General features: G+C 37.2%; 15 protein-coding genes. 2 read left to right on the top strand and 13 right to left on the bottom strand.

Annotated elements, in window-relative coordinates; translation table 11 throughout:
• The 10 genes from ACWATA_RS08290 to ACWATA_RS08245 form a co-directional block, all read right to left on the bottom strand.
• Positions 1-1,047, bottom strand: coding sequence for a galactitol-1-phosphate 5-dehydrogenase (locus ACWATA_RS08290; RefSeq protein ID WP_063247354.1), 1,047 nt, complete (start codon positions 1,045-1,047; stop codon positions 1-3).
• 26 nt (positions 1,048-1,073) lie between these two features.
• Positions 1,074-2,345, bottom strand: coding sequence for a PTS galactitol transporter subunit IIC (locus ACWATA_RS08285; RefSeq protein WP_063247355.1), 1,272 nt, complete (start codon positions 2,343-2,345; stop codon positions 1,074-1,076).
• Between the two features lie 54 nt (positions 2,346-2,399).
• Entirely contained in the window at positions 2,400-2,684 is a 285-nt protein-coding gene (locus ACWATA_RS08280; RefSeq protein ID WP_013057899.1) for a PTS sugar transporter subunit IIB, read from the bottom strand.
• A gap of 42 nt (positions 2,685-2,726) precedes the next feature.
• Positions 2,727-3,023 carry a PTS sugar transporter subunit IIB gene (locus tag ACWATA_RS08275; protein ID WP_243494863.1) on the bottom strand — a complete coding sequence of 99 codons (297 nt, stop codon included), beginning with the start codon at positions 3,021-3,023 and terminating at the stop codon, positions 2,727-2,729.
• 1 nt (position 3,024) lies between these two features.
• On the bottom strand, positions 3,025-3,510 hold the full coding sequence (locus ACWATA_RS08270) for a PTS sugar transporter subunit IIA (RefSeq protein WP_063247357.1): 486 nt from the start codon (positions 3,508-3,510) through the stop codon (positions 3,025-3,027).
• 36 nt (positions 3,511-3,546) lie between these two features.
• On the bottom strand, positions 3,547-5,589 hold the full coding sequence (locus ACWATA_RS08265) for a BglG family transcription antiterminator (RefSeq protein ID WP_063247358.1): 2,043 nt from the start codon (positions 5,587-5,589) through the stop codon (positions 3,547-3,549).
• Between the two features lie 239 nt (positions 5,590-5,828).
• Positions 5,829-6,392 carry an NAD(P)H-dependent oxidoreductase gene (locus ACWATA_RS08260; protein WP_063247359.1) on the bottom strand — a complete coding sequence of 188 codons (564 nt, stop codon included), beginning with the start codon at positions 6,390-6,392 and terminating at the stop codon, positions 5,829-5,831.
• A 235-nt stretch (positions 6,393-6,627) separates the two neighbouring features.
• Positions 6,628-7,188: a signal peptidase I gene (gene lepB / locus ACWATA_RS08255; RefSeq protein WP_025751067.1), complete on the bottom strand. Its 561-nt coding sequence runs from the start codon at positions 7,186-7,188 to the stop codon at positions 6,628-6,630.
• A gap of 86 nt (positions 7,189-7,274) precedes the next feature.
• Complete coding sequence (locus ACWATA_RS08250; protein ID WP_063247360.1) at positions 7,275-7,634, bottom strand: nuclear transport factor 2 family protein; 360 nt, start codon at positions 7,632-7,634, stop codon at positions 7,275-7,277.
• A gap of 107 nt (positions 7,635-7,741) precedes the next feature.
• Positions 7,742-8,287 carry a CBO0543 family protein gene (locus ACWATA_RS08245; RefSeq protein ID WP_063247361.1) on the bottom strand — a complete coding sequence of 182 codons (546 nt, stop codon included), beginning with the start codon at positions 8,285-8,287 and terminating at the stop codon, positions 7,742-7,744.
• Between the two features lie 281 nt (positions 8,288-8,568).
• Between ACWATA_RS08245 and ACWATA_RS08240 the strand changes: the two genes are divergently transcribed.
• Together ACWATA_RS08240 and ACWATA_RS08235 are read left to right on the top strand one after the other, a co-directional pair.
• A complete protein-coding gene (locus ACWATA_RS08240; RefSeq protein WP_063247362.1) occupies positions 8,569-9,225 on the top strand; it encodes a DUF975 family protein in 657 nt (218 codons plus the stop codon).
• Between the two features lie 114 nt (positions 9,226-9,339).
• Entirely contained in the window at positions 9,340-9,753 is a 414-nt protein-coding gene (locus ACWATA_RS08235; RefSeq protein WP_063247363.1) for a DUF1259 domain-containing protein, read from the top strand.
• A gap of 186 nt (positions 9,754-9,939) precedes the next feature.
• Here ACWATA_RS08235 and ACWATA_RS08230 read toward each other — a convergent pair whose 3' ends face one another.
• The 3 genes from ACWATA_RS08230 to ACWATA_RS08220 form a co-directional block, all read right to left on the bottom strand.
• On the bottom strand, positions 9,940-11,838 hold the full coding sequence (locus ACWATA_RS08230; RefSeq protein ID WP_063247364.1) for an endonuclease MutS2: 1,899 nt from the start codon (positions 11,836-11,838) through the stop codon (positions 9,940-9,942).
• A gap of 452 nt (positions 11,839-12,290) precedes the next feature.
• A complete protein-coding gene (locus tag ACWATA_RS08225) occupies positions 12,291-12,620 on the bottom strand; it encodes an AzlD domain-containing protein (RefSeq protein WP_048018926.1) in 330 nt (109 codons plus the stop codon).
• Positions 12,617-13,342: an AzlC family ABC transporter permease gene (locus ACWATA_RS08220; RefSeq protein WP_033580524.1), complete on the bottom strand. Its 726-nt coding sequence runs from the start codon at positions 13,340-13,342 to the stop codon at positions 12,617-12,619. Before ACWATA_RS08220 ends, ACWATA_RS08225 begins: the two co-directional genes overlap by 4 nt.
• Positions 13,343-13,432: the final 90 nt, after the last annotated feature.

The following is a 13,432-nucleotide window of genomic DNA, read 5'->3' as shown; positions in this document are numbered from 1 at the left end:
TCACTCCTTATTTGGAATTATTAATACTTTTCCATAAGCTTCTTCTCGATTAATAATCATATTAAATGCTTTTTGCGTGTCTTCTAACTTGAAGCGATGAGAAATTAACTCTTTTAATCTAATCTTTCCATTTAAAACAAAGTCAACGCTTGTTTCCCATTCTTTCCCAGGGAACGGTGCAGAATAAGAGTTCCAGAAACCTTGTAACGTAAGCTCTTTTCTAAAAATACTCTCAAATGCTGCTTCAGATAAACACACATCTGAATAAGCAATACCTAAATATCCAACTTTCCCTTTTTTACGAGTAACGAGCAGGCACTGCTCTTGAGTGACAGGGGAACCTGCGCATTCGAGTGCAAGATCCACCCCTCTCCCTTTTGTGTATTCATTAATTTTTTCAAAGACATTTTCATAACGGGCATGAATCACTTTTTCGCAACCCATGGCCCTTGCTTCTGCAAGCTTTTCACTAGAAATATCGATGGCAATGATTTCTTTTACACCTGCAATTTTCAGCCATTGAATCGCCAGCATACCAATGACTCCTGCTCCAAAGACCGCTGCGGTGTCTCCTATTTGCGGATGAATATTAAGTACTCCATGAAGCGCTACTGCTAAAGGTTCTATCATCGCTGCTTCTTCAAAGTCCATCTCTCCTACTTGTATAACATTAGAAGCTGGAATATTGACATACTGAGCAAATCCACCAAATGCTTGAGCACCAATCATTCCGTAGTTTTCGCATAACGAATACTGTCCTTTTTGGCAATATTCACATGCGTTGCACGGTTTAAACGGAATAGCAGCTACTCTGTCCCCAACGTTCAAATCTGTTACTTTTGCCCCTTTTTCAACGATATATCCAGCAAACTCATGACCCATAATGGCAGGCAACGGATACTTCCATCTGCTTGTCATTTTGTGTGTATCTGATCCGCATATTCCTGCTGCCATTACTTTTATTTTGACTTCATTCGCTCGGCAGGAATCAATGCCAATATCTTGATAAATAATTTCATTTTTTTCATGCAGCACGGCCGCTTTCATTGCCTTACCTCCTGTTTATGCCTATTTTAAAAAATAGAAGCCCACAGCTGAGAGAACTTAAGAATAAGCCAGTTAAATAAGTTTCCTCCCATGTCTAAACTTGAAATTCGTGTTGCACCTTCCGGCATCGAAAACTGAGCTCCTGATAACATTTGCGTATGCACATCTGCGAAATTCGTTGCCATGTAAAGTGATAGCGCTACCATAACGGTGCCCGAAATAAGAGAGTGTATAATATTTCCTCTTAATGAGCCCACAACAAAAGCTACATAGAAAGGAATGGTAGCCAAATCCCCAAACGGCAATACTTTATTCCCAGGCAGAATGACAGCTAAAAGTAATGTAATGGGGACAAGTAATAGTGCTGTAGCCATAACGGATGGATGTCCTACTGCAAGAGCGGCGTCTAATCCAATATATATTTCACGATCACCATATCGTTTTTGAAGAAAAGAACGAGCTGCTTCAGAAATTGGAATAAGTCCTTCCATTAAGATTTTAACCATTCTAGGCATCAAAAGCATAACCGCTCCCATTGAAATACCTACCTGAAAAACTTTACCGAGGTCATAGCCTGCTAATATACCGATTACACATCCTAAGATTAACCCCATCATCATTGGTTCACCGAAAATACCAAAACGTTTTTGAATAGATTCGGGATCTGCATTCAACCTTTTAATCCCTGGAATCCTTGATACACCCATACCTACCAAAATACCAATTGGTCCAAACGCAGCTGTAGAGCCCGTAGGAAGAGAAATTCCTTCTAACCCGTAAAATTTTTGAACCATTGGCGCCGTCTTATCTGCTACAAATAAAACAGCAATTTCATACAGAACGGTACACAATATTGCAAACCACCAGCTTCCTGTGACGACGTATCCTGTTGCACCAGCAGCGATAAAGTGCCAGTAGTTCCAAATATCAATATCAAGCGTCTTAGTCAGTTTTAATAAAAGCAAAATAATATTTACAAACAAGCAAACAGGAATTAGTATAGCTGCAACGGGAGATGCCCAAGATATTGCAGCGGCAGAAGGCCATCCTGTATCAATAACAGTTAGGTTTAGACCAAATCGTTCAACCATTGCTTGTGCTGCTGGTCCTAAGTTTTTTACAAGTAAATCAATAACTAAGTTGATCCCGACAAAACCGATTCCTATTGTAATTCCGGATTTAAACGCTTTTTTTGCACCTGTTTTAAATAACAGGCCTAAGATAAAAATGGCAATTGGTAAAATAACTGTAGGTCCTAGATTTAATACTGCCTGCACACCTGATAGAAGTTTATCCATATCCATCCCTCATTTTTCTTTGTCATTTTCTAAAATGGAGGCAACACGTGATACCTATGCTTGTAAATGCGTCAGAATTTTTTGATCCAGTGCTTCCATACCAATTCCCGTGATATAGGAGGTTGCGCTTAATGCTGGAATGCTGTACGTTGTAGGTAAAATCGTTGTCGATACAATTAAATCTGCTCCTTCTTGACGAGAGGCTACCTCAGCGATCTTACACTGCACAACTTCCGCGTTAATCCCGTTGTCTTTTAATAGATTTTCTACTCGTTCACACACCACTGTTGATGTTGCAATTCCTGCTCCGCAAGCTACTAATACCGTATATTTTTTCATTCTACTCATCTCCCGATTTATTATTTTTAATTTTCTGACTAATCAATTTGCAACTGGTTTATTTAAGGCATCTATTATTTTTTGGTCCAGTGCTTCCATGCCAATCCCTGTGATATAGGAGGTTGCGCTTAATGCCGGAATGCTATATGTTGTAGGTAAAATCGTTGTCGATACAATTAAATCTGCTCCTTCTTGGCGAGAAGCTACTTCGGCAATTTTACACTGCACAACTTCTGCGTTAATGCTGTTGTCTTTTAATAAATTTTCTACTCGTTCACACACCACTGTTGATGTTGCAATTCCCGCTCCGCACGCTACTAATACCGTATACTTTTTCATTTTACTTCTCCCCTTTTGTAATAATATTTTCAACTCCGTTAAAAATAGCTTGAACGTCCCTTTGATTTTCAGCCTGTAATAATTGCTCTATTTTTTGCTGATCTTGAATTGTTTGCATCAGCTCCTGAAGTACTGTTAACTGGGTGTGAGGCTGGTTTAAACCTAATAGAAGCACAATGCGCACATCCACTTTTTTTGTATTGTCATCCATTAAATAAAACGATACAGGTTTTTGTAAGGTAACCAAACTAATAAATTGTTCAAAAACGTGCTCTGGATCTGTATGAGGGATTGCTACGCTGTAATCGCCTATTTTAAGACCTGTCGGAAAAGATGCTTCTCTTTCTTTAATTTTTGTCAGAAAATTTTCACTGACATACCCTTTGCCAAATGCCTCTTTGTACACCATTTCAAAGATATCGGTTTGATCTTTACATACACTATTTAACTTCAGTAACTCTTCTTTTAAAAAAGGCTGTAATGTCACGATTGTATCCTCCTTGCTATACATTCTGTACCATGATTAGATAGAGTGCGTTTTAATTATTTCATAGATTTTGTATTTTTCATTTAGCCGTTTCATCTCATTTATTACCCCGTTCATTTCCGCTAATTTCATCAGCTGCAGCATAGCGTTTAAATGTTTCTTTTTATCAATAGCTGCGATAACAACAATAAAATGAACTTTTTGCTCTCCGCATAATAAGCCTTCTTTTAACTTAAGTAAGCTCATGCCTACTGCTTGAACACCGTCCTCAGGGCTTGCGTGAGGTATTGCAACATTAAGTCTTAGTACAATATGTGGAGACATAGACGGATATTGTTCCTGCATTTTATCAATATAAGCTTCAGTAATAATACCTTTATGTAAAAGCGGGGCAGCGGCTATTGAAATAGCTTCCTTCCAGCTTTCCACTTGATCGCGCAGCACAATTGTTTCAGGTGTAATTAAATCTGCTAAACTGTATTCTTGATTTTTACTTGTTTCGTTTAATACTTGGAGAGAAAAATAATCTTGCAGTGCTTTTTGAAGTTGAGACTTCTGATCAACTTTTGCGTATTTTTCAATGACACTTATTAACTGTTCAATGTTCACCACGGATGTATTTAAACCGAATATGGTTTGAATGACTCGCTGCCGAAGCTGGAGCTTTTGAAAATCGGAAATAAATTGTTCCACAATAAATAAATGTTTAGAAGTCTGGACAGGAACAGGAGAAAATACCATATCAAATTCAGCTTTTGATTGATCAAATTCTCGAATCGAAAGAGCTTCGTAGAAATAAAACTCTGGAAATAAATCGCGCAGCGTGTGCTCCATCAAATGTGAAATGGATACCCCGTTAGGACAAACAACCACCGCTCTCTTTTTCAGCTGTATCGTTTCGCCACTGTTAATTAAATGTCCGCCAATAAAAACGGTAATGAACATCACTTCGCTTTCAGGAATAGGGCAGCCAATATAAGTTTCAAAAGGCTTTAATGAATCTTTTACAATGTAGTGAATGGCTTCAAACTCTTCACTAACTTTTTCAATTATTGAATAGTTAGTAGTTAGCTGATATTTAATGCGGTAGTAAGCTGGTTTCATATGCAGCACTAATTTTTGAAGCAGCTTCTCTTTTTCTTTAAAAGTAATACATGCTTTTTTCTCAAATAACGCAAGGCTTTTTTTTAATGAAGATTTTAATTCAAGAGTTTCTTCATCTCTTAAAAATTGGGAGGATAGAACGTTAGAAGTAAGCAATTGTAATGTAATAAATAAACGTTCTTCCTTTGGGATACAAGCAGCATCTTCAATTAAAATTTCGGCAGCCTCAAACTCTTTTGTATCCGACAGTTCTTCATAGTCGATATGATAAGAATCTTTAATTAAGTTTCCTTTTTTAATTCGTTTTAACAAAATAGCTATTGTATATGGAAGAAGTTTTATTTTTTGATCGATAAATTGAAGTGCTAAACGCTTTTCTACTTTTTCCATTTGCTCTTTTAATCTCTTAATTTCTTCTCTTGAAATTCCTGTATATGCCTGAATATACGTCTCGCCTTGATACATGTCATATACGGTCCGGAGTACTTCAATAAGCAGCTTCCTTTTATTCCACTCACTTCCTACTATGTCGTATCCGTGCATTCGCGAATAAATAATTTCAAGATGATAACCATTTACAATTCTCTGTGTATATTTCATATCTCTTAATACCGTATTCTTACTCACTGATAGCGAGCTGGAGAAATGAAGTAAAGATAATTCTTCCTCGCTGCTTAATAGCATTAGCAAAACCAATTGAGCTCTTTCTTTTTCAGACGGAATATAACTTCCAGCAGAGTGTTCGACTTTTTCAGTAAACAGTTCCATTAGAAGAGGATCAATAATAAATTTCCCCCCGTTCGTTCGCTGAATTTTTGGGTAGTTATTACTCTTTAACCAGTCATTAATTTTTGTAAAACTGTAGCTAATCTGCCTCCGTGAAAGATGATATTTTCTCTCTAATTCTGAATTGGAAATACCTGGATTGTTAACCACTCGTTTTAAAATTAAATTGCTCCTTTCATCTAGATGCATCAATTGCTCCCCCCTTGCTTAAATTTATTCTATCACTGATCTTCACCAAAATGTTTACGCTTTCATTACCACTTCTGGTCGAATTGTTGTGCAACTTGATGGTTAACTCTTCCTTACCATTGTAGACATTTCTCTAGTACTCAGAAAGAAAAAGAAAAACTGTTTTTGACTACGAATTTTGTGTCAAAGGGAATAAAAAAACCCGACTGTTTAGTCAGGTTTTTTGTAGATATCGATTTTTATTGGCGCTCTCCTATTCCAAATACTTCTGCTACGTGATTTTGTAATTTATGCTTGTAGTGATCAATGTTTGGATGTTTAACTACATCGTGAATAGAATATGTTGGAAGTGGACTCATACCGACGTACTGATTCATTTTATGCAAATGCATAATGGCTTCGTCTAAACTTTTTCCTTCATAGAAAGCTTCGTCATTGTTAAAAATCGCTCCCGGCGCATTCCATGTAAGAGAAAACATGTATTGTTTCCTCGTTAATAAGCCGCCTCGCCCGTATTGATTGGAACCTTTAAAGAAAATGTTATCCATATACACGCGATCAATATATTGCTTAAACTTTCCGGGAATGCTGAACCAGTAAATAGGCGTCTGCATAATCACAACATCAGCCCATAGCCACTTTTCAATTTCTTCTTCTAATTCGTAGCCTTTATCAACTACCGTTGTTTTAATGTCAAATTGATCAGCGAGTAAATGCTGCATTTCATTAAAAATCGTCTGATTCAACTCTCCTTTTGACTTTTTATAATACTCGTGTCCATTAATGATTAATACGTTTTTCATGCTGACCTGCTCCTTTCCAAAATCCTTACTTCTTTATCTTCATATATCTGTGTACCCATAAAAACTGCTTATCTATCAGTACTACCTCTTACTTTGAAGTAACAAAAGGTCTAATTTACTGATTCCTTAGAAGATGTTTAACTTGTATAAAGCAAATCGTTTTTTTAAAAATCAGTTCTTTTAACCCAACAAAAAAAGCTGGCGAATTAAATTTCGCCAGCCTTTTTCCCTTTTTTTATTTCGGTTCGCCCACTTCATTTAACGGATAGTAGCGAAACTGCACTTTTCCGATCACTGATTTTTGTGGAATGAAGCCAAATGCTCGTCCATCATGACTTACAGGACGGTTGTCACCCATTACAAACAGTGAATTTTTCGGCACTTTCACTTTGCCATCAGTTGCGGGCAGCGTTTGAAGCGTAAAATCTTCCGTGAATTTTTCATTAGGTGCAAGAGATTTTTTAGATTCTTTTAAATACGGCTCTTTATAAGCTTTTCCGTTAATATACAGAACGTCGTTTTTCATTTCTACCGTATCTCCTGGCAGTCCAATTACACGTTTAATATAATTTTCATCTGCATCCGGTGCATGAAATACAATCATATCAAAGCGATCAACATCACTGATTTTATTTAAAATAACGCGATTTGAATCTTCAAACGTTGGATACATCGATTCACCGTGAACCGTAGTTGGCGCAAATAAAAAATGGCGAACTCCCACTACAATAACCAATGCAATAACAATGGACTTAATCCATGAAAACACTTCTTTTTTTACGTTATTTTTGCTCATTTCAAAACATCCCTTACGTCAAAATATACTTTCATCATAGCATCAAATAGAGGGAAAGTATAATAATAACCAAATAATCTTATTTATTACTCCCCGTTTATCACTGTGCCTTGATGGAAAAACAAGCGCCACTTTTCTTCTCTTTTTCGCCAAATAGAACTGCGAAGCGTCTTTTTTTCTGCCGTATGGTTCATAAGATGATAGGTAGTTAATACGCAGTCAGGAGACAATACGTCTACATGAAAATGAGAGATCTCAAATACATCTGGCGAAAGTACATGATTGTGATTGTAATCTTTTCGTTTCCATACCCTTCCTGAACTGCCAAACTCCACGTAACCATCTGCAAGAATGTTTGAAAGCTCTTTAGCAGAGGTTCGTATCTCTGATTTTAAGTGGCTGCATTCCAACTCATAAAATGTTCGGGTGATATTCGCTTTTTCCACGTTCACAGTCTCCTCTCATTCTTTCTTACATTTATTATAAAGGAATACTGCCGTTTTGCCTTAAACAAATAATACTCCTATCTCAAATAGACAGGAGTATTGTTTGTTTAGCTAACGCTATAGCCTCTCTTCTTACCCGCAATCCAATCGCTAATCATTTTCACGACAATTCCCATGACGAATACGGTAAGAAATGAATAAAACATCGACCAGTTCAGCAATTGGTACAAATACAGCGCTTTGAATATCGGAATGCCTATAAAAGCAATAACGGCAGACGTAATAATATGTGCGATAAAGAAAAATTTCCATTTGCTGAAAAATTGGTAGACGAGTGCGATACTTACCGGAATAATAGCAAAGTCAACCGTATTGAAGCGATCGGTAAATGGAAGCATCTGGTGAGGATAGCACCACAGATTAAAAAATTTACCGAATTCATCTACCAAGCCGACTATATCAAAGCTGATAAAAAAAACGAGAAGCATAAAAAAGAGATGCTGTCTATCAATAAAAAAGTAAAAAAGCAGCAGGAAAAGTGCATTTATTACTACTATGAGCCACCACTGAAAACTAAAAAGATCTTGATGAACCCAATAAGAAAATTCTTTTTCGTTTAAGACTTGTTGCATCATTTTAATCATTTCAAACATAGAAATCCCTCCTATCTTAGAAAGTCTTTCCATGAGGGTTTCACTTCAAACTAAAATAAAACATCGCACACAGTGCTTTTGCACCTCCTCCTTCTTCAAAAGCAGATTGTACCTACTTAGAGATTTCTATCTGTCTAGTAAAAATTTTTGTAAGAGCGCTCTTTTCATCTCAGAACCTATTGACTATTATTTTCATTTCATACAAAATTAACAATTGTGCATGGTTTACATGTTAATACGAGCAAAAAGATACTGTTTTGCAACATTAAAGGAGGAACAACATGAACATCGGTACGATTAAAAGAGAAGCTAAAGCTTCTTTAAAGAATCGCTGGGGACTTGCGATTCTACTGACGGTGGTGACGTACGGAGTATATACGCTTCTGCCTATTCCATTTGAAATTGTAGCAAGCGGAGGCTATGACAATTGGATGAAAGATGAATCTGATTCCGCTTCATGGATTTCAACTGCCTTTGCTATTGTCTTCTCGCCTCTTCTGATGGCGAACTACTGGGCATTTTTAGGTCTAGCACGAGGTGAATCTGTTCAATTGGGGCACTTGTTTAAAACATTCCAAGACTTTGGCCTTTATGTAAAGTCATTAGGAATTTATGTACTTATGACTCTTTATGTGATGCTGTGGTCGCTGCTTTTACTGATTCCTGGAATTATTAAAGCACTGGCATATTCACAAACGTACTATATTTGTAAAGACAATCCTACTTACTCGATGAATCAAGCGATTACAGAAAGCCGCAGGTTGATGAATGGTTATAAAGGACAGTACTTCCTGCTGCTGCTAAGCTTTCTTGGCTGGTTTTTATTAAGTATTATTACAGTAGGAATCGGCTTTTTATGGTCTATTCCATACCTTTCTGCTTCACTTGCTCGTTTTTATGAAAATTTGTTAAACGAACGTTCATCGCATGCTGAATAATAAAAAAATCCTCTTCATCGTGAAGAGGATTTTTTTATAAGAACACGGTTTGCATAAGTGAAGCTCTTATGTCATAAAGCTTACTAAGAGTATAGAAGAAAGGCAGGGGCTTATATGTATACTACAAGTGAGATATGTCAGCAGTTTGGGCAGATTTTAAACGCTAAAAGCAAAGTTAGTCCAACAGGATGCTCAGTGTCGCTTAAAAGAAGCTTTCAGGCTTCTGTTCAAGGGCGGAAAAGCAGCTCTGTCGTTCCTGTTGGCGTATCATTTGAGGCGATAGACGCGCAGGGAAACGCGTTAAACTTGGCTGAGATTGCTATTTTACAAGAAGAAATCCCTCGTTTTACAGAAGCTGCTGCGCGGCAAGGTCTTATCGTAAGCGCTTTGCATAACCATTGGCTTTTTACAGAACCGGTCCTTATGTATCTTCATATTCAATCTGTAGAGCCTCCTTTACATTTTGCGAAAAAAATGGCTTTTTGTTTTACAACGCTCAAGAGTCTTCCCATTCCGGCAAAGGAATAATTTATTAAACACGTCTCTTGGGTACATTAGAGAGGTGAGAGATGTTTTTTACACCTATAGATTACTAATATAGCTAAAGGAAACCTCCTTACCTTTTAAGTCATTAACAAAAGGGAGCTATGTATTGTTGAGAAGCTGCATAAAAACAAAAGCCCAGCACTTTCCTACAAGTGTTGGGCTTTTGTTTTACCTATTTTTCCGTATATCTTTTTCAATTTTCCGCAATGCTTTTTTTGATCCTCGCTGCAGATCATGCTGCTCTTTTCGATCTTTATAGCTAATAAATAAAGAATCGAGGTCATAGCCTTCGGGATATAATTCAGCAGCTTTGATTTCAAGAGCTACTCGTTTAACGTTTACTTCAATTAACTCATTTTGATAGAGTACGACTATATTGTTTGTGTTGTCTTTAGACTCATACACAATCGCATGATTTTCATAATCTAACAGCTTGACTCGATCTCCCATTTGATATTCAACACGGTCTTTTTTCTTTTCCTTCAAAATAGTTGGTTTTTTTATTTTATTTTCTCTGACAACTTCTGTATCATACGATTTGCTTTCCATATAGAACTTTGCTTTTTGTAAAATCTCTTCTTCTACCTTCATCTTCTTTGAAATCCAAAGCGCATTGCTTTCTCCAGATGTGCCAATTAACAGCTGATACAGCGGTTCTAATGTTTTACTGTTGAACTGCATCGCGGCATTCATAAAGTCAGGATGAATTTCTGAGAAACGCTTAATTTCTCCGTAATGCGTAGTCGCGACCGTTATGCAGCCCATATGATAAAACTTCTCTAAAATTGCAATCGCAAGTGCAGCTCCTTCATTCGGTTCGGTGCCGCTGCCAATTTCATCAAATAGGAGCAGCGTATTGTTCGTTGCTTTTTGCAAAATAGCCGATATATTTTTCATGTGTGAGGAAAAGGTGCTCAGCGCATTTTCAATACTTTGGTTGTCGCCGATATCGACAAAAATATGCTCAAACAATGCAATTTCTGTTCCTTCATCAGCTGTAATATGAAATCCTAACATTGTAGCGAGTGTCAGTAGCCCAATCGTTTTTAAGACAACAGTTTTTCCTCCTGCGTTAGGTCCCGTAATAATTAAGCTTCGATAATTCTTGCCAATTTCGAAGTGAAGCGGAACAATTTTACCAGTTAACAGCGGGTGATATGCGCCTTTTAAATGAATATATCCATAATCATTAATTTTAGGTTCAATTCCATCTGCCTGTTTACTGTATTTTGCTTTGGCAAACACCATGTCGTATTGGCTAATTAGCTCTAAATTAATATGAATATCAGCTAGCTTCTCTAACACTAAACCTGTTAAAGACGCTAAAATTTGATATTCTTCTACCTCTTCTTCTGCTTTCAAAATCGCTAGTTCCGCATTCAGCTTTGTAATAGACGCCGGCTCTATGAACACTGTTGACCCTTTAGAAGATGTTTCAACAATCGTTCCTCCAACATGATTTTTATAGGATGCCTTGATCGGAATCGTATAGCGGTCTCCTTTTTTACTGATGAAGAAGTCTTGAATATACTCTTTGTTTTTACCGTTTCGTAAAAATTTTGCAAGCTGTTCTGAAATCTTAGCTTCCGTTCCTTCTATATGTCTTCTGATACGCTTGAGCTCTTTGCTTGCCGCAGCGTCTACTTTTCCAGCTTTAATCGCAAAATTAATTTCCTCTTCTATACTTGTCAGTTCTTTCATCGAATGGGCATAGGAACTTAAGAGCGAAGCAAAAAATTCTTTATCCACCATATATTGTTTTACTTTTCTACAGCCTTTTAAAAAATCGGATACGCGCATTAGCTCTTCGGGCTCTAAAATCATGCCTTTTTCAAGCTTTTCGATGACTCTTCCTATACCTGAGACACCTGACAGGGGAAGTGATTTCTCAGCATCTAGAAGTCTTCGTGCTTCCGTTGTTTCTTTAAGTCGGTTTTTTACTGTTTTAAGAGATGTGCTCGGCTGAAGTTTATCCATTAATTGTTTTCCCAGCTCACTTACGCAGTGAGCTTTTACGATTTCTTTTAATTGATGATACTGCAATTTTTCAAATGTCATCGTATTCATGGTTTTTCTCCTCACTATGATTTGTCATCACATATGAAGATACCTATTTATTAGAAGGCAATGAAAAAGGTAAACAAAAAAAGCTGTGGTGATCCCACAGCTTTTTGCGTTCATAAGGTGTCTAAACACATATCACGAAAGAAAGCTCTGTAAAAACAGACGCCTTTTTCGCGACAAATGCCGAACCCTTTATGAAGCATTGTAGGTATCTTCATAGGCAGTGAAATAAATCCATAAGCAAATAAAAGGTACCTTTACTCTCAAAAAAATACCCGTCTTGCTTATTTAATTTATTTCATTCAATTGTTCCTATTTAGATACTACTCCGCTCATAAAAGCACCTCATCTATATTTTAGTTTTCATTGGCTTCTAATTTACACTCTTATCATACTATATGAAAAAGCGTGCGTAAAGGAGACAGTAAAAAAGCTCAGGAGCATAACTTGAGCTTTCATGAAAAAAGAAAAAAACGAAGCAGCGCCATCATTCCAACTCCGCTAATAACGGTGAGAGATAAACTTTTTGTTTTCAGCGCAATCAGTAAGGTCGGAATGACTACGATGATGACGGGCCAGTTAATTTTCACACTGTCATTTGTTTGAATGATAAAGTTCTGTACAACAAGTGCTGTTAAAATACAAATAGGAATATAGGACAGCCATTTTAATACGGGTTCTGGCAGCGCGATGTTACGCACAACTAAAAACGGAACAATACGAGGAACTACGGTAACAAGGGCACACCCTAAAATAATGATAAGTGTTGAATAGTGGATACTCATTTATCCGTCACCACCCCAATCGTCGCTACAATAATCGTTGAAATTAAGACAGCTACATGTGAAGGTACCAAAAAAGACAGCACAATCATAATAATCGCCATATAAAGAATTAAACGTAAATAATGATTAAGTTTTGAAGGTAACACGCTTTCGATTTGTAAAACAAGCAGAGCTAAAAACATAGCCGTTAAGGCAAAATCAAATCCAAAGGCTTCCGGGTCAGATAGCAAATGTCCAAAAATGGCTCCCATCGTACAGGCGATAATCCAGCTGACGTAAGCCGTTATATTTAATCCGTTCATCCAGCGGTCATTAATTGGCTCCCCTTTTGCAATTTTATTTGAAGACACTCCAAATGATTCATCCGTCAGAAGTGCTCCAATTCCGACGTTTTTTAATAACGAATATTTTGTAAATTTAGGCGCAACCGTAGCACTCAAAAGAAAATGTCGTAAGTTAACGATGAATGTTGTGAGAATAATAGCTGAAATTGAACTGTTTGCAACCATCAGTGCACAAATAATAAACTGAGCAGCCCCGGCATACACGAGCGCTGATAATAAAGTAACTTCCATAACGGAAAGATGCGAGGACACGCCGACAATCCCGGCGGCAAGCCCTATGCTTATGTAACCGAGTAGCGTAGGGACACAGTCCTTGGCCCCTTGTCTGAACGTTAGATCCACTTTTTCTCTCTGCTGTACTGCTTTTTCTGCGATCACCGTACTCCCTCCTTTTCTGCTATATTATACATCTATACGTTATATTAAACAACGGTATGTTATACTATCTTTATAATCATTAAAGGAGTA

This window comes from Priestia sp. USM5 (genome assembly GCF_058323215.1).
Note: the sequence above shows the minus strand (reverse complement) of the source record. Positions and strands in the feature narration are given on the sequence as shown.